Below are 21,561 nucleotides of genomic sequence, written 5' to 3'. Positions count from 1 at the left end.
CAAAATCAGTGACGGAAATGCCTTATGCCTGTCATTAACATAGCTATGCCATGTTTATCACAAGCATCTATTGATTCTTGATCACGAATAGAACCACCGGGCTGAATAATTGCTGATATACCTGCAGCAGCAGCAGCTTCAACAGTATCAGCAAATGGGAAAAATGCATCCGAACCTAAAATAGAGCCTTTGGCTTTTTCGCCTGCATTTTTTATTGCTATCTGTGCAGATGTTATTCTGTTCGGCTGACCTGGCCCAATTCCGATCGTCTGCTGATCTTTTACCAGAACAATCGCATTCGATTTTACATGTTTTACCACTTTCATGGCAAAAAGCAGATCTGCCTGCATTTTATCATCGGGTTTTATTTTGGTAGGTATACCTATTTCATCACTGTTCAGGACATTAGTATCCATATCCTGAATCAACATACCACCATAGACCTGTTTCAACATAATTGAATCATCTGCTATTGGATCGGCAACTTGCGGCAGTACAAGCAATCTAAGATTTTTCTTTGTTTTGAGCAATTCTAAAGCATCGTTATCATATGCAGGTGCTACGATAACTTCTAAGAAAACGGGTTTCATAGCTTCGGCAACTTCCAATGTAAGTGTGCGATTCATAGCCACTATTCCGCCAAAAATAGAAACTTTATCTGCATCATAAGCTTTATCCCAGGCACCTATCAGAGTATCAGAGCTGCCAACACCGCAGGGATTAGCGTGTTTAATGGCAACAACTGTCGGTTCGGCAAATTCTTTCAAAAGGGCGATAGCCGCATCAGTATCGGCAATATTATTATATGACAATTCTTTTCCCGATAACTGTTCAGCCTGAGGCAAAGAACCAGAAACAGGCAATGCTTCACGGTAAAAAGTTGCTCTCTGATGTGGATTTTCACCATAGCGCATACTGCTTACCTTGTCATAGGTAAGGGTTAGCTGATCAGGTAATTGTGCCATTTCAGGAGGGCTTTGACGTAAAAAGTAATTGGCAATTAAAGCATCATATGCGGCTGTCTGCTCAAATACTTTACGAGCAAGATAAAAACGAGTTTCAGGCAAAGTATCGCCATTAGTTCTTATTTCGTCAAGTACTCTCTCATAATCAGCAGGATCAGTAAGAACAGTAACATCACCATGATTTTTTGCCGCAGCACGAAGCATGCTTGGACCGCCTATATCAATATTCTCAATACACTCTTCTCTGCTTACACCTGGTTTTTGAACAGTTTGTTTAAAAGGATATAAATTGATTATGACAAGATCAATAGTGTCTATACCTAGTTCTTCAATACGCTTCATATGATCAGCATTGTCACGGATAGCAAGTATACCACCATGAATTTTAGGATGTAATGTTTTTACCCTGCCGTCAAGACATTCTGGGAAGCCTGTCAGATCAGTCACTGCTTTTACCGGCAAACCTGCAGCAGCCAAAGCAGCTGATGTTCCACCTGTAGAAATCAGTTCAATTCCCATCTCATGCAGAGCTTTAGCCAAGTCAACCAAACCGGCCTTATCCGAAACACTCAATAATGCACGTTTTATCATTTATTCTTCCTCCATGATAATAGTATGTCTTCCATTAAATCTTACACGACCATCCGCTATCAGGCGTATTGCCTGTGGCAGTATAATCTGTTCAGATTCTTTCATAACCCTTTGCTGAAGTTCATCAGCAGTATCAGTTGTTTTTACCGGCACAGATTTTTGCAAAAGAATAGGTCCGGTATCATACTGTTCATCTACAAAATGAACTGTTGCTCCGCTTATTTTCACACCATATTCCAAAGCCGCCTGATGAGGTTTGATGCCATAAAGGCCATGACCGCAGAAAGCCGGAATAAGTGATGGATGAATATTGATAATCTTTTTTTCATAAAAACGGACAAAATCAGGGCCAAGCAAACTCAAAAAGCCTGCAAGAACCACCAGATCTATTTTTCTTCCCTTAAGAGTATTCAGTAAAGCCTGATCATAAGAGGCTATATCAGAATAGTCTTTTCTGGAAATCACGTAGCTAGCTATGCCCCTTGCCTGAGCTCTCGTCTGAGCTTTTGTACCGGGTTTTGAAGCTATTACACAGTCAATCTCAATATCAGACAGATAACCATCATCAATCTGATCTATAATAGCCTGCAAATTAGTTCCGCCTCCAGAAACAAATACTGCTATCCTAAACATAATTTATACCTTCTTATCTGCTTTTATGTCAAAAAATACCGCTTGATCTATTGTTCTGAGAATTGCTTTTTGCTGATGTGGTACACCAGCAGGAAATACCCCATTAAAACAACCGGTACAATGACCGCATTTAAGATTTGCTGCAGACTCTTTCAGACCTTCAAGACTAAGAAAGCCCAATGATTCAGCATCTATTTTCTGTCTGATTTCCTCCAAAGACATGTTACAGGCAGATAATTCTTCCTGAGACGGTGTATCTACACCATAAAAACAAGGATAAAAAACCGGTGGTGAGGCAATTCGCAAATGTACTTCAAGAGCTCCGGCATTTTTTAATAGTCTGATTATATGGCTGGTGGTTGTTCCACGAACGATAGAATCATCTATCATTACTATTTTGCGTCCTTCAACAGCTTCCTTCAAAGCTGCAAACTTCATAGCCACCGTGAGTTCTCTTTGCATCTGAGTAGGCTGGATAAATGTTCTGCCCACATACCTGTTTTTCAAAAGACCTTGTCCATATTTGATACCTGACTCGGCAGCATAACCGATCGCTGCAGCCAGACCTGAATCAGGAGCACCAATTACAAGATCGGCATCACAAGGGTGCTGTCTGGCAAGCAGTCTTCCTGCCATATCGCGTGCCGCATAAACATTGGCACCATCTATTGTACTGTCAGGTCTTGCGAAGTATACGAACTCAAACAAGCATAATTTGCCATTCCTGATATTTTCGTTTTCAGATAAATCGGCATTTTCCCCTGTCATTATACTTTTCATACCAGCAGCAGATATACTTATAATTTCTCCCGGTTTAACATCTCTGACGAATTCTCCGCCAACAGCGTCAATCGCACAGCTCTCTGAAGCCAGAATCCAGACATCATCCAGCTTACCTAAACAAAGAGGTCTTATACCATTAGGATCACGAAAACCGAGTACTTTGCCCGGTGTCATCATCACTATTGAATAGGCACCCTTTATATCTTTCATCATTAATTCTATTGATTCTTCAACATTATTACTGATAATTCTGTTTCTGGCCAGTAATGCCAGCATTACCTCAGCATCTGAACTAGTCTGAAAAATTGCACCTTTTTCCTGTAAGGTCTGCCTGAGTTCCTCACTATTATTTAACGAACCATTCATTGCCAGTGCCATCTGCCCTGCTCTGTACTTAATCAGCATAGGCTGAGCATTTTCTATACCGGGATCATCCTGAGAAGGGTATCTTACATGGCCTACTGCTGCATGACCCTGCAACATATTCAATGTAATCTCATCAAACCCTTCTACCAGCAGGCCGTGATTCCTTTGGCATAAAATCGTACCACTATTATTTACTGCAATACCTGCACTATCCTGACCGCGATGCTGTAACGCAAACAAACCATACCAGGCAAGTTTAGAAGCATCCATACGGCGACCGCTGACGTCCAGCGCGGCAAACACACCGCATTCATCATGAAACATGTTTTTTCTCCTTTATATTAGCTTATATATTAGCGTAATTCAGCCAGTTTATCCTGTAAACGTTCATGTCTGGCCTTCACTGCTGCTGCTAAATTTTCTTTGTAATTTACTAGCTTTTCACTGATGGAATCATCTGCTCCGGCAAGAATCTGGGCTGCCAGAATAGCTGCATTAGCTGCTCCATCAATTGCTACGGTAGCCACCGGGATACCAGCAGGCATCTGAGCTATTGAATACAATGCATCCTGACCATTTAGTGCACCACCTCTGATAGGAACACCAATAACCGGTAAAATAGTATAAGCTGCAAGAACACCCGGCAAATGTGCGGCCAGACCGGCAGCAGCAATAATAACTCCAAATCCGTTATCTCTGGCTTTTTTTGAAAGCTCGGCAGCCTGGTCGGGTGTACGATGAGCAGAACAAACATGTGCCTCATATGACAAACCCAGATCCTGCAACATTCTGAAACATGACTCCATAACGGGAAAATCTGAATCACTACCCATTACAACCAAAACTCTTTTTGACATATTATCCTCCTAAATTACATAAATCCAAAATTAGTACACTTTATAGTAACAAGGGCAATTAATATAGTCAATCGTCTTTCAATTCGTCTTTAACAGAACTGATAATAGTATCATCAAAAGAAGGCTGTATTGCATGTTCAGGCGGCACAATCAGGAAATCTTCTGTCTGCCAATTGCCATTTACCAGATTTTTTATTATCTCTAAATTACCGTCTAGTTCAGAATACTTCCAACCACAATAATCAGCACATTTCTTTGTATAATTTTGCCATGATTTTTTTTCAGGAGCAGAAATTTCAAGATCATTTTGCTTGATAAAGCAAGCTTGACTATATTCATCCATCCAGCGTTTTTCTTCACTGATCAAATACTCTACCGTATCTTCATCTTCGTATTTTTCTGTATAAATACGGCGCAAAGTTTCTATACGGTCTTCACCCGGCATTGTACCGGTAGCAATCCACCCGCCACAATACCAGTATATGCCCGGATGATCATCAAAATACTGTCTGTATTTGTTTTTGTCACCAAGAAATAAAGTTATACAATCATGAGCACGAGGCACTATTATTTTGTGATATTTGCTTTTTAGTCCTGCTATACCATTGCTGCACAGTCCATATCCTAGCAAGATAGCATCATAAGGCATATCATTGCCAAGATCTTCTCTTTTTTCCTGTGCAATCTTATCTGCTTCATCAATTTGTTCTTGAACCTGTTTTCTGAGATTATCTGGCTCATTATGCAGACCTTGTTTGAGAAAAACAGGGAATATTTCATGTGGTGACTGCGCGGCAACCTGAGAAAATTCTCTCCAAAGAACATGACATGCCAAAAGCAAATATTTTTTCTGTTCCAAAATACCACTTGATTCATACTGTAAATCAGACATAGTGCACTCCATCAATAAAACTTTTATTAATCATAGTTATTTGATTAAAGAAAAAAAGCCTTGCAAAAGCAAGGCCAAAAAACTATTTTTCAATTTTCATACCAGACAAAAAGGCGTTGATGAAGCCATCAAGATCACCATCCATAACCTTGTCAACATCAACCTTTTCATATCCTGTCCTATGATCTTTAACCATGGTATAAGGACAAAAAACATATGATCTTATCTGACTTCCCCAGGCAATTTCCAGTTGATTACCTTTTAAATCCTCTATTTTATCCATCTGAGCAGCACGTGCCAAAGCAAAAAGCTTGGCTTTGAGCATATTCATTGCTGTTTCTCTGTTTTGAACCTGAGATCTTTCAGTCTGACAGGAAACAACAACACCTGTTGGCAAATGTGTAATTCTAATAGCTGATTCTGTTTTGTTAACATGCTGACCACCCGCACCTGACGCACGGTAAGTATCTACTCTGAGATCTTCCGATCTGATATCAATATCAATTGAATCATCAAGCTCCGGCATAACCTCAAGCGAAGCAAAAGAAGTATGTCTGCGGCCTGAAGAGTCAAAAGGAGATATTCTTACAAGTCGGTGTACACCCATTTCTGACTTCATATATCCATATGCATTTTCGCCAATAATCATAAAAGAAACACTCTTGAGACCTGCTTCATCTCCATCCAGAATATCAAGCAGCTTTACCTGAAAATCATGATCTTCAGCCCAGCGTGTATACATACGATAAAGCATTTCTGTCCAGTCCTGTGCCTCTGTACCTCCAGCACCGGCATGCAAAGTCAGCATAGCATTATTACCATCATATTCACCGGTAAAAAGAGTCTCCAGACGCATTTTCTCAAAAGCTTCCTGCCATGATACAAGACCTGTTGAAAGCTCTTCAATCAGACTGCTGTCTTCGGCTTCTATTCCAAGTTCACAGAGAACTTCAAGATCTGCCTGTTCACTTTCAAGTCTATTATAACGATCCACTTTATTTTGCAGATGTTTTACCTTAGTTTGTATTTTCTGAGCTCGTTCAACGTCTTCCCAAAAACCTGGTTCCTGGGCTCTGGCTTCAAGTTCTGCTACTTCATCCAGAACTTTGCTGATATGCAAAGCTTCCTTCAAAGTTTTCAGCGACTGGGAATTTAACTCCAACTGTTGCTGATATTGTTCAAATTCAAACATTCTGTTTACTCCTGGCTACAAAAGATTTCAGCCTATCCATGGCTTTACGTATATTTTCCATAGATGCCGCATAGCTTATTCTGACAAAACCTTCCCCACACTGACCAAAAGCATTACCAGGAACTATTGCTACTTTCTCCTCATTAAGGAATCTTTCACAAAACTCTGTTGAAGTCATCCCGGTAGAACTGATATCAGGGAAAACATAAAAAGCACCTAAAGGCTCGAAACATTCAAGCCCCGCCTCACGACAGGCATTTACAACAAAGCGGCGGCGTCTATTATACTCGGCGCGCATTGGCTCAATATGTTTCTCACTGTTGCGCATAGCTTCAATTGCTGCATCTTGTGCAGTCGAAGGCGACGACATAATAGCATATTGATGTATTTTGTTCATGGCACTAATGATTTTTTCAGGTCCGCAGGCATAGCCTATCCGCCAGCCGGTCATAGCAAACGCTTTAGAAAAACCACCAATCAGAACACTGCGGTCACGCATTCCCGGCAATGTAATTATAGAATCATGCTGAGCAGGTTCATATGTTAATTCCGCATAAAGCTCATCTGACAATACCATGATAGGTTTATCGGCAATCACATCAACCAGTTTCTGCAATTCTTCTTTACTCATAACTGCACCGGTAGGGTTGTTCGGATAACCTAACATTAGAAGCTTTGTTTTTGGCGTTATTGCACTCTCAAGCTGAGCAGCAGTAAGTTTAAAACCATTTTCCTGTTTGCAGTCAATAGTTACAGGAATGCCCCCTGCAAGACTAACACATGCTTTATATGCTACAAAACACGGCTCAGGAATAATGACCTCATCACCAGGATTAACAATTGCTCTGACACAAAGGTCTATAGCTTCACTACCGCCTACAGAAATAACAACCTCTGTTCTGGGATCATATTTTAAGCTGTATTGACCCGACATATAGCTGCTTACAGCTTCCCTTAATTCAATATACCCCTGATTAGGAGAATAATGAGTATGTCCTTGTTCGAGAGAAAAAATACCAGCTTCCCTAATAGCCCAGGGTGTAACAAAATCAGGTTCACCTATCGACAAAGATATAACCTGGCCCTTCATTTCATTTGCCAGATCAAAGAAACGACGAATAGCAGAAGGAGGTACAGATTTGACACGATCAGACAAAAAACTGTCAAGATCATTTACAGATCTGGCATCCGTCGTCATATTCTGTTCCTGTTTATTCATAATATAATGGCCTCCCGGTCATCCTCGTTTTCATTAAAAAATTCCGTTCCGTTCATTTTATACTTGCGCAAAACAAAATGTGTTCTGGTTGAAATAACCGATTCCAGAGGTGCTATTTTCTCTGACACAAACATCGCTACATCTTTGAGATTTGTATCCTCAAGTATGACCATAAGATCATATCCGCCTGACATCAGGTAACAGGACTTCACTTCTGGATATCTGTATATTCTTTGCGCTATAGCATCAAACCCCTGATCACGCTGAGGTGTTACATTTACTTCAATCAAAGCAGTAACAGGCGCAACAGGTGTTTTTTCCCAATTCACAATTGCACCATATCCCAGAATGATTCCCGACTGTTCAAATTCATCAATACAGGCTTTCACCTCATCGACAGATAATTCAGTCATCACCGCAATTTCATCGACAGATAATCTTGCATTATTTTCCAGAAGCTGTAAAATCTCTTCTTTTTTGTCAATCATTATTAGCACCTCCAAGATCCTTCAATTTCTTCAGATACGAGCCACACCACTTTCTCGTGCAGCTTTGGCTACTGCCTTGGCCACCGCAGGCCCAACACGTTTATCAAAAGCAGAAGGTATAATATAATCTGCTTTCAATTCTTCTGCAGTTACCAGATCAGCGATTGCATAAGCAGCAGCAATCTTCATTTCATTATTTATGTCACTGGCTCTAACGTCAAGAGTTCCACGGAAGATACCAGGGAAAGCCAGAACATTATTAATCTGATTGGCAAAATCTGAACGCCCGGTCGCAACAACTGCTGCACCTGCCTCTATTGCCAAATCAGGCATTATTTCAGGCACCGGATTGGCGCAGGCAAAAATAACTGGATTTGCCGCCATAGATTTAACCATTTCCTGGTTAACGGAATCAGGTGCCGACACTCCTATGAAAACATCAGCGCCTTTGATAACATCTTCAAGTTTACCTTTTTTCATTTTCTTGTTTGTTAATTTTGCCATTTCTTCTTTTGCTGAATTGAGGTTGTCGCGCCCCTCATAAATTGCACCTGAACGATCGCACAGCACAACATCGCTAAGACCCATTGACATAAGAAGTTTTACGATTGCTGTAGCCGCAGCCCCTGCACCATTTACAACAACACTACAGGTTTTCAAATCTTTATCAACTATACGAAGACCATTTATCATGCCTGCCAGAGTAACAACTGCAGTACCATGCTGATCATCATGGAAAATCGGAATGTCACAGCATTCTTTTAATTTCTGCTCGATTTCAAAACAACGAGGAGCAGAGATATCTTCCAGATTGATACCGCCAAAACTACCAGCCAGTAATCTAACAGTATTTACAATCTCATCAACGTCCTTTGAACGTATACACAAAGGGAAAGCATCAACATCACCGAACTCTTTAAAAAGAACACATTTGCCTTCCATTACAGGCATACCTGCTTCTGGCCCTATATCACCAAGTCCAAGAACAGCAGTACCATCGGTCACTACTGCTACCATGTTCCAACGGCGAGTATATTCGTAAGACAAATCAACATCTTTTGAAATTTCCAGACAAGGCTCAGCCACACCTGGAGTATAAGCAATAGAAAGGTCTTCCCTACTTGCTACAGGTGCACGAGAAATAACCTCTATTTTACCCTTCCACTCACTATGTTTTTCAATCGCTATTTTTTTTATATCAGACATTTTTCCCTCCTCGGGGATTATTTAGTGGCAATTTCCCAAACAACCACTTGATCACTTTTCCCCTTTGTCTTGATTATTAGGAATAGATGGTACCACAACAGGGTCTTTTTTAACAAGATAAAGATAATATATCCCCATAAGACGCCCTTGTGACAATGTTAAATAAACAGTAAAAAAGGACTGTATAAATATGGTCGCTATAAAATTATTACTTATGATACTAAGCAATAATGATTCCGGCAAAGTCAAAATCAAAGATAAAAACAAAACCTGAAAAAATATCATCAGGCGTGCCCCTTTGGTTTGCTCAAAACTAAGCTGCATAGATTCAGATAAATTCTTTTTCTGGATAAACATATTAAGCGGCAGAAAATACATCATAAAAACAAATATGATCAAAGGGATCATAAACAAAAAAGCCGACAAAACAGCAGGCACAATAAGAAGTCCAATAAGAATAAGAAGTCTGGGCAAACTGAATTTACTCATTTCTCCAAGCTTATACTTACCAGCACTATTTTTCTCGCCTACAAACATAGCCGCATAAACAAAAATCAATAAAAAGTTTATAAGTTGAACTACAAGTGAAAGACCCAAGAAAATAATATTTCCTCTTGTCAGCACAATTGGTGTGACTTGCCCGGAAGCAAAATCATTCAACGAATTATATACGCTGGAAAAATCAGGGTCAACAAAAGGGAGAAACCAGATACCTGCATTCAAAATAAACAATGATATAAATAATCGCTGTACAGTTTTTTCAGATTTCAATTTATAAAATTTTAGTGCTTCTAACGTGATGATAAAATTCATCGAAACTGGCAAAACTATCCTTGATATCCGCTTTGCCTCCTCCTTACTAAATAATATATTTTTAATTTTATAGGCAAAACAGGAGACTGACGTACATTATTAACGCACGCTGAAGTCTCCTGTCTATTGCAATCAGAAACTAACTTAGGAGATCCCCCAGTCAGTTCAGGATTATTTCGCCTCGTCTTCTACTGCTCCAATTGTCAAATCCTGACAAATCTGGCCGTTAATCAGATGCTCAACCACGACACGCTTAGCCTTGGCTGTATCCATTTTTACATAAGTTACCTTATCGCCATTTTCCTCGAAAACTTCTACTATAGGTTCAAGTCTGCAAACACCTATACAGCCTGTCATAGTCACCGCAATATCATTGACATTGCGTGTGCGCAACTCTTCTACCATTGCGTTCATTACAGGGCGAGCGCCAGATGCGATTCCACAAGTAGCCATTCCTACAACAACCTTGCGGCCACCTTCAGTACGGGCAGCCAGATCAGCCTTAGCTTTTTGACGTATTGCTTCCAGTTCAGCGAGTGATTTCATGTAAGACACCTCCGAATATATACTGTTGTTTTTCAGCCAAATTTCCTTGAATCCACTCAAGTACGGCTGGCTCATTAAGCGGCACGTCCTCAAGCTGATTCCTTATATCCTGCCAGTTCAACTCAAAATTCCCGTTTACAGAGCTGAAACTGACACAATAATCAATTTGTGGATCTGACAATACTAAAGCAGTCATAGTATCACTGATATCACCAAGAGGCATTCTGTCAATACTACTGATGCCAAAAGAAGCATACAAAATCGTACCTAAGCCAACTTTTGACGTTAATCGCAGTTCACCGCCGGTTAACTCGCAATGTTCCTTAAGCAGCGGTATTCCTAAGCCAATCGATCGAGTTGTTCTGGTAGTAACAAAAGGATCGGTTACTACAGAAATCATCTCTTCAGACATCCCATGACCATTATCTTCTATAGTCAGAAACAGCAAGTCTTTATCAGTATCTGCTTTAAAATCAATCTTTACTCTGGTCGCACCAGCTTTCAGTGAGTTCTGGACAATATCCATTAAATGTAAAGAAAGATCTCTCATAAGCACCACCAATAATCCTGCTCGAAGTATTATAGCACTATCCATAAATACGGGCAATGGCAGATAACTATTTTTCTCTCAAGCGGTCAATCAGAAGTCTGCGACCTTTATCGTCCTTGGTAAATCCAGGAAGTCTTATCGGCCATCCAGGATCGAGAATATTTTCTAATCTATGGGCATCAGAATCCTTTAGCCATCGATATTTACGAAGTTCCGGTCTACGATCGAAAAACTCTTCCGGATTAGAATTTTTAGAAAACTCTATCCATGTTCCCGGAAAATCTTCTGGTATAGTTCCTAATGTAGATAGCATACTGTTTGCCTGACGATCAACATGAGCGGGCAGGCAGGCTCCACCCAGAGAGAACACGGCTGCTGCAAGTTCGTCACAGCTATAGCTGCTTGGCATTATTAAAAGATTTTTTTCACTTCCTATTATGTTGTCAGAGCTATCATAATAATACTGATTACCAAATATTTCCGGTCTGTTTGGCTGAACAATCTGACTGGATACAATTATTCTTTCGAACTTATAAGCAGTATCCAAATCGGCAAAAAGACATAAAAGGTGTATTTCCTCTGCCGATTCTGCCTCCATTCCAGGAATAACAAGCGGTCCGTCTATTTTTTCCGATATATGTATTGCTGCTGCACAATTGCCACATCTTTGATGATCGGTTACAGCAATTACATCAAGCTCATTTAGTTTTGCCATACCTACAATATTTCCAGGGCTCATCTCGTCTTCTGCACAAGGAGATAATGCCGAGTGGATATGCAAATCGCATCTTATTGAGTTGATTTTCCCTTCTAAACTCATATTCCTATCCAAGCAAGGAAGCTATAACAGCAGATGCTTTATAAGTGGAGAAAGGCGTGGTAATTACAGTAATCCCCTTCTCTCTTGCTCTTTCGAGAACAGCTTCATCCATTTTTACTCCTTCTGTAAGAAGAACACAGCTGCATTCAGACAGCACAGCCACTGCAATAACATTAACGCTGTTTAATATTGTCATCCAGACTTCACCGGCTTCTATTCTTGAGATAACCCAACTTAAGAGATCACAGGCATAACCTCCTTTTACCTCAACATTTAAATTATCTTCACCACATAATATTTGACACTGCAGCGGTTCCATCAGATCACTAAGTTTTGCCATTCTATAACCTCTGTTTCTAAGTTCTTTTTGTAGTCTTTTATTACATTTTCCCTTATAGTTAAACCCTTTTTATTTAAGCTTAATCACTTTCATCCGGTTTAATATGTTGGTCGGCTCCAAGTTTGTTCATAGCGGCTTCAAGCTCTCCCATTTGTTCCGCAACATCTCTGATTTTTTCTTTTAATTTGAAAATACAATCTGTTTCCCTGCCTTCTCCTCTGACAATATCTTCAGCAAGAGCCAGGCAATCTGGTGCTCCGCAGGCTCCACAATCCAGACCAGGCAGATTTTTGACTATTTTTTCCATTTGCTCATATTTTTCCAAAGCTTTGAAAATATTCCTGTCAAGCTGCATAGCAGGATTAGGATCAATCGGTTTTGCCCATACTTTTACTTTTTCTGATTTATATGGATATACATGATCAGGATGTTTTGAGGCAAGATGCTTTGCTTCATTAATATAACCTCTTTGTCTTGATTTTGCCGAATAGCGGTTTGCTACCGTTAAAGGACCACCTATGCATCCACCCATACATGAATTGGCTTCAATAAAATCTATATCCTTCAATCTTTCATTTTCTACTTCTTCTAGAATAGATATTACATTATGAATCCCATCAACAGCCAGATACTTTTCTGTATTCATAGCTATTGCTTCTCCTCCTGTATACCCCCAGCGAACTCCGCTAAAAGTAGCCATTAACTTCTGATCGAAACTGCGAACCTGTTCAACAGTAAGTTTTTCCAGTTTGGCCAGAATCAGCGGATATGCATCTGATATAGCAATTACCCCGTCTATTTCAGATTTATCCTGTCCTATGGGATTTACAACAGCAGTTCTTTTGGCAGGACAGGGACTGATAAAAAATATCCCTATTTCATCAGCTTTATAATCAGTTTTTTTCAGAGCTTCTTTTCTTGCTATGTGTGCAGTGACATCAACAGGTGCATCAAAAGGCACAAGATTATCTATAAGCCCAGGATATTTCATCTGTACCAGTCTGACTACCGCAGGACATGCAGATGAAATCAGCGGCAATTTTTTATCTTTTGCCAGACTACTGTTAATAATAGTCTGAAGATATTCAGATGTTTTATGTGTCACTATATCAGCTCCGATAGCAACTTCATAAACATCATCAAATCCGACATTTTTCAACGCAGCCAATACCATGGTTCTATTTGCAGGAGCCCCAAACTGTGCGTAAAGAGACGGAGCAGCAAGAGCAATTTTCCAGCGGTAATTATGTAAAACATCAAAAGGATCCATCACGGCACTTTTTGCATGGTGCGGACAAGATCTTATACATTCTCCACAATCTATACATCTGTTTTCAGCTATTTGAGCTTTGCCGTCTCTTACCCTTATAGCTTGAGTCGGACATCTTTTTATACAGTTAGTACAGCCAAAGCACAATTCCCGGTTGAGCTTGACTGAATGCAGTTTGGACATAATTTCCCTCCGCCAGCATGCTGATCAACTATGATGTCAGATATCTGTTTTAATCATGAATTTAATCACAAGTTTAAACTTGAATTTCTGTTCCACTATAAGATTAAACAGGACTTTATATCATAGCAGGTTACTACTAAATCTAGAAATTAACTACCATAGTTAATGTAGTCCCCCGACCAATTACTGTATCTATTTGCATATCATCAGAATTCCTCTTGATATTGGGCAAACCCATACCTGCTCCAAAACCCATTTCTCTAGCAATGTCAGGAGCAGTAGACCAGCCTTCCTGCATTGCCAGTTCAACATCTGGAATACCGGGACCCTGATCTATAACTTTTATTTCTATATGATCAGAATAAATTTCAACTTCTGCCCTGCCGCCTCCTGCATGTATAACGGCATTAAGTTCCGCCTCATACATAGCAATTGCTGCCCTTTTTATTGCAGCCGGTGCAATTCCCAACCTGGTCAATGCCTTTTTCGTACCGCTTGATGCCTCTCCGGCATTAATAAAGTCAGATCCCCTGATGACAAAATCAAGTTTCACCGATTCCAGATGTCACTCCCCCTTCCCTTTTATACCTGCTTCATGCAGCAAACCACAAGCAGTGAACATTGGAAGCGGTGTAGACATAATACATATATCTCTGTCCCTGGCCAGATCAAGCATCTGATCACCAGGCACTTTCCCCCTAACAAAAACAACAACTTTTACATCCATCATTTCAGCTGTTCTGATAGTCTGAGGATTAACAAGTCCTGTCAGCATCATCTCATTGCTGGAACAGGCAAAAGCCATTACATCACTCATCAGATCAGCTCCACAGGCGACTTTAATATCGATATCCATATTCGAACCTGGTACCAGAACTTCCGCCTGCAAAACCTCTACACACTCTTTTATTTTCATTGACAGTCTCCTTTATGACATTTCATACAGTTTTTTTTGTAATCCAGCATGAATATCACAGCATATTTACAAAAAAGTACTTGTCACATTATATCATGTATGCTATTATCAGCACAACGGATTTAGCTTGTTTACAGGCTGCGCCCAACCCTAATCAGAATAGAAGGTCTATGCCTCCTTATTCCAAATCAGGTTAGCCACTGTCATGCATTCTTTTTCCGATAATTTAATGGAGGTCAAGACCAATGCCAGACAAAATGATTAACTGTAAAGACTGTGGAGCAGAATTCGCTTTTACCGAAGGTGAACAGGAATTCTACAAAGAGAAGGGTTTTGAGAATGATCCGGTTCGTTGTCCGGATTGCCGCAGAGCTCGCAAGAATTCAAGACGTCAGCAAAATAACAATTACGATAACAGATATTAATTCTGAACAGAATTGTTAATTACAGAAAGACTGTTTCCCCTTTGAGAGAAGCAGTCTTTTTTTGTCAAAAAGATTGCAAATTATGTCTATACAAAGATGTTATGTTGACGATAGCATCATTTAGGATAAAATAGAGAATAACATGGAAAGAGGGGAATTAATTATGTTGAAGAATCATTTTATAATCAGACCGCAATTATTATATAAAATTCCGGTTGATAGTCATACACCTGAAGCTATTCGCCAGATTCTGCAAGGACACCCGGAAATTAAATTTGTATCACTTTCAGCTATTGATCTGGCAGGAAATGACACAGACGAAAAAATACCTGTTAAATTGTTTCTTGATGATATTGAAGCGTATCTTACAGGAGGTGTTCAAACGGACGGATCTTCTGTTGTTCTTCCGGGAATAGCAACTCTAAATGACGGAAAAGTGGATTTTGTTGCTGATTTGTCTGTAACATGGTTTGTTGACTATAATTATGAAAATATAGATGGTGATGGTGAAATAGCAAATCCTTGTGGCACTTTGCGTATTCCCTCATTTTTAAGTCACAATGGTGATCTTGTCTGTTCACGTTCTTTGCTTAGAAGAGCATGTGAGCGTTTCGATTATGAAATGAAAACCCTAATCGCTAATTATCCTCAAATCTGTGATGCCTGGCAGATCAGCCCGGATGATATTGAAGATATATCACTTACTGTTGCAACAGAGCTTGAATTTTGGGTCAGAACACCTGACGATATTGTCAGCAAAGAGCAATTATCTGTTTCACAAGGACTTAAGGAGCAATATTGGAAACGTACAAAAGGCGTCGTCAGAACTGCCATGGAGCAGGCTATTGAGCTTCTTGAACTTTATGGCTTCAAACCTGAAATGGGACATAAAGAAGTGGGCGGCATCAAAGCTCATCTTACAGGCTCAGGTGATATGGATCATATTCTGGAGCAACTGGAAATTGACTGGAAATTTTCTGATGCGATGCAAGCGGCAGACAATGAACTTTATGCCAGAATTTTTATAAAAGAAGTTTTCCGACTACATGGCCTTGAAGTAACATTTCTTGCAAAACCTATCGATGGTGTCGCAGGAAGTGGTGAGCATATTCATGTCAATGCAGTGGCTTTGCTAAAAAATGGACGTCGGATAAACCTGTTCTCCCCTGTTGATTATGATAGTGATTTTTTACATGAGATCGGCTGGGGTGCTCTGATGGGATTAATGAAGCATTACGATTCTATCAGTCCTTTTATAACTGTCAGCAATGATGCTTTCAATCGTCTTAAACCAGGCTTTGAAGCTCCTACTCATGCCGTAGCTTCTTTAGGACGTAATGTTAATTCTCCTTCCCGTAATCGCACAGTTCTCTGCGGATTAATCAGAAGTGCTGAATCCCCGATGGCAACCCGTTTTGAACTTAGATCACCTAATCCACATACAAATGTTTTTATAACATTGGCTGCAGTTTATCAATGTATGCTTGATGGGATTGCCCATGTTGTGGAGAATAATCGCCAAAGCAAGGATCTGGAAAAAGAATTCTGCAAGCAGCCTGGTGAAGAAGCATTATATCTGGCAAAAGAAAGGCAATACAGAAGTGAAGACGATGTTTTTCTCACCTTCACCGACGAAGAAAGAGATCAAATATTCGGCAAACCACCAGCCTGCGTTTATGAGACTTTAAGAAATCTGCTGCATCAGGATGAGGGATTGGAAATACTTTGCCGAGGTAATGTGTTTACAGACAGAATTATTACTTCATATTCTAAAGCGATGCTTGATATATGGGAAATGGAACTAAGCGAGAGAATTTTGCAAAATAATTTAACAAGAGTTAGAAAATGTGTAAAGCTACATCATTCTTCAGAATATGATGATAGTTTATGGCACGAAATTGAGGCATTAAGAATACATCTTGCTAAAGATACTTTTGATCAGGTTTGCCTGTTCAATGAAATACGTCAAGCTCTTGATACCAAAAATTTACGTAAGGCCTCTGCATTGCAGCAGGAGATGGATGACTTGATGCGTAAGCTGGAACTGTTATATGACAATTACTGTAAAAACCAAATCTGATTTTTTGTAATAGTTGCAATTATAACAACAAAAAACCTGCCATGAGCTGTAATAAGCTTCTGGCAGGTTTTTTCAATCATTGCAAAATAGTTTCCTCAAAATTTTTGTCTGGTCATATCATGGCTGCCAGAAACGCAGTGCCGAGACAACCTCTTCTCCCAGCTGCTGCATAATCAACTGCCAGTTATATTCAAACAGAGTATTAACTTTATCTGTTCCTACTTTATAAGCTATTTCATCATCGAAAATTGACTCAATTTTTTCAAAACCATAATGAGAAAAAAGCTCTTCAGCCTTGACAAAATCACAAGAAGACTTCAATCTTACAAGCACCTTAACCGGACAATCACTATGCGGTATAATATTTTCTCTGTGACTCTGATCCCATGAAATATCATGCGGTATGCGGTTCAGATGCAGCATACATTCAATTACATCTGCTACAACTGCACTGGCCGTCGGCAGCTTACCTGCGCCTTGCCCATAAAACATGGATTCTCCCAGGGCATTGCCGGTTACCATAATTGCGTTAAAAGCTCCGCTGGCAACAGCGACAGGATGGCTTAATGGCAAAAGCATGGGTGCAACAATAATATCTGCCATTTTTTCAGCACGGCGATGAAGAATCCCCAACAGTTTAACCTTGCAATTAAGTTTTTTTGCATAAGCCATATCTCTAACTGTTACCGAACTTATTCCTTCTGTATGAATCATATCACTATCTATATACTCACCAAAAGCAATACTGCTTAAAATAGCAATTTTCCTGCAAGCATCAATCCCATCGACATCGGCGGCCGGATTCTGTTCGGCAAAACCTAGATCCTGAGCTTCTTTCAAAGCTTCGGCAAAAGAGATGCCGCTTTCTTCCATTCTGGTCAAGATGTAATTTGTAGTGCCGTTAAGAATACCTGTTATACGGTCTATTTCATTTGCAGCTAAACATTTATGCATCGGACGGATAATAGGAATACCTCCGCCAACGCTGGCTTCAAACAAATAATTCACATTGTTCTTCTGTGCTATTGACATCAGTTCTGGTCCATGTTTGGCTACAAGCTCTTTATTGGACGTAACAACATGCTTACCGGAAGACAATGCCCTCTTGGTCATTTCATAAGCAAAACCGGCACCACCTATGGTTTCAACAACAACGACGATTTCAGGATCATTGATGATATCATCAGCATTGTGGGTAACTCTGTCACCATATGGATCCTCAGGGAAATCTCTTAGATCAAGAATCCTCTTAATATTTATTGCTTTTCCTGCACGTCTGCGAATAGACTCATTATTCATTCTGCATACTTCGGCCACACCTGATCCAACAACACCATAACCTAAAATTGCTATATCTATCATATCCATGCCTCCATTTCACTCTCTTGCCAAAATTTTGTAAGATCTGACACCGGGTATATTACTAAGTTCATCAAGCAGCTGCTCAAGAGTCACTGTCATTTTATCTGTTTCGACTGAAATGGACACATCTGCAAGCCCGTTCAAAGGTATATTCTGGTTTATAGTCAAAACATTGGCTTTTACTCTTGCCATACAGTTTATTATGCCAGAAAGAATTCCAGGGAAATTCTCTACCGCAAAAATCAAAGTCACCATTCTGCCTTTAGAAGATTCATAAAAAGGCAATACAGCATCTTTGTATTTATAATATGCGCTTCTACTTAACCCGACTTTCTGTACAGCCTCATTCACAGATTCAGCTTTACCAGAGTTAAGCAACCTTTTTACTGCCATCACCTTAACAAAAACTTCCGGCAGCATGTCTGATTTAACCAGAAAAAATTCGCTTTCAGCCACAAATGATGCCCCCTCAAAACATAATTTTTATTATTATGTCAAGTATATCAGGCTCAGCCTATTGTCCGTGCCACAAATACATTCGTACGCGCTCCATAATATAACATGTCAATCGAACAAGGTCAATAGCAAAAATATACAAGGATTCTGATGAAGAAATATTTTATACTATTTTATTTATTTGAATCAGGTTGCTACTTAGTATGATTTCAAGAGCATGATTATGATTATCGAGGCTGAAACCACAGCTTCCCGGATTGAGAAGACGAATCTGCCGGTCTGTTAAATCTATAGTTTCATCATAAGCTAAATGTGTATGCCCGAATAGAACCAAATCAATCCTGGTTTCGCATTTAATAACATATTTTTTTAGCATTAGAAGGCTTTTTTTAACATCTATCTGACGATTATGACCATGTAGCATAAGTATATTATAACCAGAAAGAGCCAATATCTTGCGGTCTGGAAGAAAGCTGTTTGTTCCTTCATCACAATTGCCTCTTACAGCTATAAGAGGCTTATCCAGACGATCTCTCAATTCTTTATAATCGCCAACATGGTCGCCAAGATGCAAAATCAGATCAGTAGCCGGTGCCTTCTTCAAAGCTCTAACAGCTGCGGATTTTACATTGTGAGTATCAGAAATCACCAGCAGACGTATTTCGTCAAGTTGTTTTATTCTGGTCAACTCTTCTGGAGAAATGCCAGGTTGATCAAAAGCTTCATTGCCTTGATTACTAGTCATTTAATAAATTCTCTCTTTCAATAATGTCCATAAGTGCTCTCAGAGCCTTGCCTCGATGACTGATAGCATGTTTTTGTTCCGGTGTCATTTGAGCCGTTGTGCAATCATATTCAGGCACATAAAAAATAGGATCATACCCAAAACCGTTTTCACCGGCAGCTTCTGCAGCTATTATACCATTAACTCTTTCTTCAACTGTCCACTCTCTACCATCTGGCGCAATCAAAGCTATTGCACAAACAAAAGAAGCAGACCATTCATTTTGCGGCCATTCTTCAAGCATTTTATGAAGGCATGCTATCTTATCTTTATAGCCTGCGGATTCACCTGCAAATCTAGCTGAATAAATACCGGGGGCACCATCCAGAACATCAACCGACAACCCTGAATCATCGGCAATAACCCAGCCTTTACAAAATTCCTGGACAGCTCTTGCTTTTATAAGAGCATTTGCTTTGTAGCTATCGCCATCTTCAATTATTTCGCCCTTAAAACCAGCTTCATCCATTGTCTGCCATTTAATTGCATCAATATCAATAATTTCTTTGATCTCTTTTACTTTATCTTTATTGCCGGTTGCAATTGTAATTTTCACAAAATTATCAGATGATTTATTATCTTCAGTTTTGGGATTTAAAATTGCCTCGCTGGTCTGATTCATATTTTTCTTTATCATAGAATTCAATTCCTTTCCAAGCGTAATCTCAGCATCACAACTTTTTACCAATTTTTGATATTCCAGCCAAGATTTTTGATTATAATTGCCAGTTAAAATCGCCTTTATCATTAAATTTTTTGGAGTTTCCAAAGGCGAAATATACTCTATAACCGAGGTTTCGTAGCCTGAGCTGCGCAACAGCAAAAGACGCATGCCATCAGTTATTATATCTGCTAGTCTTGCTTTTAATATACCTGCAGTCATAACACTTGAAGCCAAAGTTTCCATTTTATAATCAGCCGCAAGCAGCTCTCTTTGACAACAGGGAACAACAATAACAGCCTTGCTATTGGCTTTTACTGCTGCCGCTATAGCCATGTCGGTTGCCGTATCACAAGCATGAAGACTAATGCAAAGAGAAACTTTGCCCTGTGGCTCAAAATCTCTCAGATCCATACATTCAAATTTCATATTTCTGTACGATAGTTTCTGTGCCAGCTTACGAGAGGATTGAACTACATCTTCACTGATATCAATACCGGTAAAATTACATGGCAGGTCCATTTTTTCCTTGATAAAATAGTTAAGAACAAATGAAAGATATGATTTGCCGCAAGCAAGATCAAAAATCTCCAGAGTACCTTGTTCTTTTGCCAATTGATTCAGCACAGGTTCGGCAAGCTCAACAAACCGGTCTATCTGATGATATTTACGCCATTTGTCGTTTTTTAATTTACCTGATGCATCTATTATGTCAATAGCCATAAGTAAATCGGCGGCTTCATCTATCTTTATTTTATAGTCTCTTTTTTCAGAAGCTCCGTAACTATGTTTTTTAATTTTCTGTTTTGCCGGTTTATCATCTTTGTAATTTGGCTGATATTTGACTCCTTTATTATCTGCCTCAATAAGCTGTGATTTACCTCTAAGACGTAGAACTAGTCTGACACTATCGTATCTTGATATATGATCGAGCAGCCAGTCATTGATTTGTTCAGCTGTCCCCTGCCACTTTTCTCCCGGCAGAACAGCCTGAAAATCATTTTGACTATCCCTGTAATTCATTGACCCGCTTATGCTCCTATTGCCAGATCTGGCTTCTATAAGAAGCTCAATAAAATCAACAGGATTTTTGAATACAGTCTGCCAGAGCAGAAATGGAGTTTTTAATTTCTGACATATATTAGCTTTCATTTTGCCACCTT

General features: G+C 39.6%; 23 protein-coding genes. 2 read left to right on the top strand and 21 right to left on the bottom strand.

Annotated elements, in window-relative coordinates; all coding sequences use genetic code 11:
• Nucleotides 1–5 precede the first annotated feature (5 nt).
• The 17 genes from purH to AC0KSB_RS07490 all read right to left on the bottom strand — a co-directional run bounded on the left by purH (nucleotide 6) and on the right by AC0KSB_RS07490 (nucleotide 14,630).
• On the bottom strand, nucleotides 6–1,556 hold the full coding sequence (purH, locus tag AC0KSB_RS07570) for a bifunctional phosphoribosylaminoimidazolecarboxamide formyltransferase/IMP cyclohydrolase (protein WP_472307904.1): 1,551 nt from the start codon (nucleotides 1,554–1,556) through the stop codon (nucleotides 6–8).
• On the bottom strand, nucleotides 1,557–2,189 hold the full coding sequence (purN, locus tag AC0KSB_RS07565) for a phosphoribosylglycinamide formyltransferase (RefSeq protein WP_472307902.1): 633 nt from the start codon (nucleotides 2,187–2,189) through the stop codon (nucleotides 1,557–1,559).
• 3 nt (nucleotides 2,190–2,192) lie between these two features.
• Complete coding sequence (purF, locus tag AC0KSB_RS07560; RefSeq protein ID WP_472307900.1) at nucleotides 2,193–3,662, bottom strand: amidophosphoribosyltransferase; 1,470 nt, start codon at nucleotides 3,660–3,662, stop codon at nucleotides 2,193–2,195.
• Between the two features lie 29 nt (nucleotides 3,663–3,691).
• Entirely contained in the window at nucleotides 3,692–4,195 is a 504-nt protein-coding gene (purE, locus tag AC0KSB_RS07555) for a 5-(carboxyamino)imidazole ribonucleotide mutase (protein ID WP_472307898.1), read from the bottom strand.
• Nucleotides 4,196–4,262: 67 nt separating this feature from the next.
• Complete coding sequence (locus AC0KSB_RS07550) at nucleotides 4,263–5,087, bottom strand: DUF1638 domain-containing protein (RefSeq protein ID WP_472307896.1); 825 nt, start codon at nucleotides 5,085–5,087, stop codon at nucleotides 4,263–4,265.
• 82 nt (nucleotides 5,088–5,169) lie between these two features.
• Complete coding sequence (gene prfB / locus AC0KSB_RS07545) at nucleotides 5,170–6,279, bottom strand: peptide chain release factor 2 (RefSeq protein ID WP_472307894.1); 1,110 nt, start codon at nucleotides 6,277–6,279, stop codon at nucleotides 5,170–5,172.
• Nucleotides 6,272–7,498 (bottom strand): pyridoxal phosphate-dependent aminotransferase, encoded by a 1,227-nt coding sequence (locus tag AC0KSB_RS07540; RefSeq protein ID WP_472307892.1) that lies wholly within the window; start codon nucleotides 7,496–7,498, stop codon nucleotides 6,272–6,274. Before AC0KSB_RS07540 ends, prfB begins: the two co-directional genes overlap by 8 nt.
• A complete protein-coding gene (locus tag AC0KSB_RS07535; protein WP_472307890.1) occupies nucleotides 7,495–7,986 on the bottom strand; it encodes an Lrp/AsnC family transcriptional regulator in 492 nt (163 codons plus the stop codon). Before AC0KSB_RS07535 ends, AC0KSB_RS07540 begins: the two co-directional genes overlap by 4 nt.
• Nucleotides 7,987–8,016: 30 nt before the next feature.
• On the bottom strand, nucleotides 8,017–9,192 hold the full coding sequence (locus AC0KSB_RS07530; protein WP_472307888.1) for an NAD(P)-dependent malic enzyme: 1,176 nt from the start codon (nucleotides 9,190–9,192) through the stop codon (nucleotides 8,017–8,019).
• Between the two features lie 51 nt (nucleotides 9,193–9,243).
• Entirely contained in the window at nucleotides 9,244–10,017 is a 774-nt protein-coding gene (locus tag AC0KSB_RS07525; protein ID WP_472307886.1) for a hypothetical protein, read from the bottom strand.
• A gap of 159 nt (nucleotides 10,018–10,176) precedes the next feature.
• Entirely contained in the window at nucleotides 10,177–10,551 is a 375-nt protein-coding gene (locus AC0KSB_RS07520; RefSeq protein WP_472307884.1) for a (2Fe-2S) ferredoxin domain-containing protein, read from the bottom strand.
• Nucleotides 10,535–11,101 carry an ATP-binding protein gene (locus AC0KSB_RS07515; RefSeq protein ID WP_472307938.1) on the bottom strand — a complete coding sequence of 189 codons (567 nt, stop codon included), beginning with the start codon at nucleotides 11,099–11,101 and terminating at the stop codon, nucleotides 10,535–10,537. Before AC0KSB_RS07515 ends, AC0KSB_RS07520 begins: the two co-directional genes overlap by 17 nt.
• A gap of 67 nt (nucleotides 11,102–11,168) precedes the next feature.
• The gene (locus AC0KSB_RS07510) at nucleotides 11,169–11,921 is read right to left on the bottom strand and encodes a PHP domain-containing protein (RefSeq protein WP_472307882.1); all 753 of its coding nucleotides are present in this window, start codon (nucleotides 11,919–11,921) and stop codon (nucleotides 11,169–11,171) included.
• 4 nt (nucleotides 11,922–11,925) lie between these two features.
• A complete protein-coding gene (locus tag AC0KSB_RS07505; RefSeq protein ID WP_472307880.1) occupies nucleotides 11,926–12,261 on the bottom strand; it encodes a DRTGG domain-containing protein in 336 nt (111 codons plus the stop codon).
• Between the two features lie 79 nt (nucleotides 12,262–12,340).
• Nucleotides 12,341–13,714, bottom strand: coding sequence for a [Fe-Fe] hydrogenase large subunit C-terminal domain-containing protein (locus tag AC0KSB_RS07500; RefSeq protein ID WP_472307878.1), 1,374 nt, complete (start codon nucleotides 13,712–13,714; stop codon nucleotides 12,341–12,343).
• A 142-nt stretch (nucleotides 13,715–13,856) separates the two neighbouring features.
• The gene (locus AC0KSB_RS07495) at nucleotides 13,857–14,267 is read right to left on the bottom strand and encodes an ATP-binding protein (RefSeq protein ID WP_472307876.1); all 411 of its coding nucleotides are present in this window, start codon (nucleotides 14,265–14,267) and stop codon (nucleotides 13,857–13,859) included.
• Between the two features lie 12 nt (nucleotides 14,268–14,279).
• On the bottom strand, nucleotides 14,280–14,630 hold the full coding sequence (locus AC0KSB_RS07490) for a hypothetical protein (protein WP_472307874.1): 351 nt from the start codon (nucleotides 14,628–14,630) through the stop codon (nucleotides 14,280–14,282).
• Nucleotides 14,631–14,875: 245 nt separating this feature from the next.
• On the opposite strand from AC0KSB_RS07490, the gene AC0KSB_RS07485 reads away from it, so the two are divergent.
• Nucleotides 14,876–15,055 (top strand): zinc-ribbon domain-containing protein, encoded by a 180-nt coding sequence (locus AC0KSB_RS07485; protein ID WP_472307872.1) that lies wholly within the window; start codon nucleotides 14,876–14,878, stop codon nucleotides 15,053–15,055.
• 163 nt (nucleotides 15,056–15,218) lie between these two features.
• Nucleotides 15,219–17,135, top strand: coding sequence for a type I glutamate--ammonia ligase (locus AC0KSB_RS07480; protein WP_472307870.1), 1,917 nt, complete (start codon nucleotides 15,219–15,221; stop codon nucleotides 17,133–17,135).
• Nucleotides 17,136–17,252: 117 nt separating this feature from the next.
• On the opposite strand, the gene AC0KSB_RS07475 is transcribed toward AC0KSB_RS07480, so the two are convergent.
• From AC0KSB_RS07475 to rdgB, 4 genes are all read right to left on the bottom strand, one after another.
• A complete protein-coding gene (locus AC0KSB_RS07475; protein WP_472307868.1) occupies nucleotides 17,253–18,497 on the bottom strand; it encodes a homoserine dehydrogenase in 1,245 nt (414 codons plus the stop codon).
• A gap of 15 nt (nucleotides 18,498–18,512) precedes the next feature.
• On the bottom strand, nucleotides 18,513–18,953 hold the full coding sequence (locus tag AC0KSB_RS07470; RefSeq protein ID WP_472307866.1) for an ACT domain-containing protein: 441 nt from the start codon (nucleotides 18,951–18,953) through the stop codon (nucleotides 18,513–18,515).
• A gap of 163 nt (nucleotides 18,954–19,116) precedes the next feature.
• A complete protein-coding gene (locus AC0KSB_RS07465; protein WP_472307864.1) occupies nucleotides 19,117–19,698 on the bottom strand; it encodes a metallophosphoesterase family protein in 582 nt (193 codons plus the stop codon).
• Nucleotides 19,691–21,550 (bottom strand): RdgB/HAM1 family non-canonical purine NTP pyrophosphatase, encoded by a 1,860-nt coding sequence (gene rdgB, locus AC0KSB_RS07460; protein ID WP_472307862.1) that lies wholly within the window; start codon nucleotides 21,548–21,550, stop codon nucleotides 19,691–19,693. Before rdgB ends, AC0KSB_RS07465 begins: the two co-directional genes overlap by 8 nt.
• Between the last annotated feature and the right edge of the window lie 11 nt (nucleotides 21,551–21,561).

This window comes from Ercella succinigenes (assembly GCF_900002895.1).
Note: the sequence above shows the minus strand (reverse complement) of the source record. Positions and strands in the feature narration are given on the sequence as shown.

What these genes read in the sequence shown, in the direction of transcription:
- purH (WP_472307904.1), bottom strand. Translation starts at nt 1,556, where the DNA reads ATGATAAAACGTGCATTATTGAGTGTTTCGGATAAGGCCGGTTTGGTT.
- AC0KSB_RS07510 (WP_472307882.1), bottom strand. Translation starts at nt 11,921, where the DNA reads ATGAGTTTAGAAGGGAAAATCAACTCAATAAGATGCGATTTGCATATC.
- purE (WP_472307898.1), bottom strand. Translation starts at nt 4,195, where the DNA reads ATGTCAAAAAGAGTTTTGGTTGTAATGGGTAGTGATTCAGATTTTCCC.
- AC0KSB_RS07475 (WP_472307868.1), bottom strand. Translation starts at nt 18,497, where the DNA reads ATGATAGATATAGCAATTTTAGGTTATGGTGTTGTTGGATCAGGTGTG.
- purF (WP_472307900.1), bottom strand. Translation starts at nt 3,662, where the DNA reads ATGTTTCATGATGAATGCGGTGTGTTTGCCGCGCTGGACGTCAGCGGT.
- AC0KSB_RS07550 (WP_472307896.1), bottom strand. Translation starts at nt 5,087, where the DNA reads ATGTCTGATTTACAGTATGAATCAAGTGGTATTTTGGAACAGAAAAAA.
- purN (WP_472307902.1), bottom strand. Translation starts at nt 2,189, where the DNA reads ATGTTTAGGATAGCAGTATTTGTTTCTGGAGGCGGAACTAATTTGCAG.
- AC0KSB_RS07485 (WP_472307872.1), top strand. Translation starts at nt 14,876, where the DNA reads ATGCCAGACAAAATGATTAACTGTAAAGACTGTGGAGCAGAATTCGCT.
- AC0KSB_RS07465 (WP_472307864.1), bottom strand. Translation starts at nt 19,698, where the DNA reads ATGACTAGTAATCAAGGCAATGAAGCTTTTGATCAACCTGGCATTTCT.
- AC0KSB_RS07515 (WP_472307938.1), bottom strand. Translation starts at nt 11,101, where the DNA reads ATGAGAGATCTTTCTTTACATTTAATGGATATTGTCCAGAACTCACTG.
- AC0KSB_RS07520 (WP_472307884.1), bottom strand. Translation starts at nt 10,551, where the DNA reads ATGAAATCACTCGCTGAACTGGAAGCAATACGTCAAAAAGCTAAGGCT.
- AC0KSB_RS07530 (WP_472307888.1), bottom strand. Translation starts at nt 9,192, where the DNA reads ATGTCTGATATAAAAAAAATAGCGATTGAAAAACATAGTGAGTGGAAG.
- rdgB (WP_472307862.1), bottom strand. Translation starts at nt 21,550, where the DNA reads ATGAAAGCTAATATATGTCAGAAATTAAAAACTCCATTTCTGCTCTGG.
- AC0KSB_RS07535 (WP_472307890.1), bottom strand. Translation starts at nt 7,986, where the DNA reads ATGATTGACAAAAAAGAAGAGATTTTACAGCTTCTGGAAAATAATGCA.
- AC0KSB_RS07540 (WP_472307892.1), bottom strand. Translation starts at nt 7,498, where the DNA reads ATGAATAAACAGGAACAGAATATGACGACGGATGCCAGATCTGTAAAT.
- AC0KSB_RS07500 (WP_472307878.1), bottom strand. Translation starts at nt 13,714, where the DNA reads ATGTCCAAACTGCATTCAGTCAAGCTCAACCGGGAATTGTGCTTTGGC.
- AC0KSB_RS07480 (WP_472307870.1), top strand. Translation starts at nt 15,219, where the DNA reads ATGTTGAAGAATCATTTTATAATCAGACCGCAATTATTATATAAAATT.
- AC0KSB_RS07490 (WP_472307874.1), bottom strand. Translation starts at nt 14,630, where the DNA reads ATGAAAATAAAAGAGTGTGTAGAGGTTTTGCAGGCGGAAGTTCTGGTA.
- AC0KSB_RS07505 (WP_472307880.1), bottom strand. Translation starts at nt 12,261, where the DNA reads ATGGCAAAACTTAGTGATCTGATGGAACCGCTGCAGTGTCAAATATTA.
- prfB (WP_472307894.1), bottom strand. Translation starts at nt 6,279, where the DNA reads ATGTTTGAATTTGAACAATATCAGCAACAGTTGGAGTTAAATTCCCAG.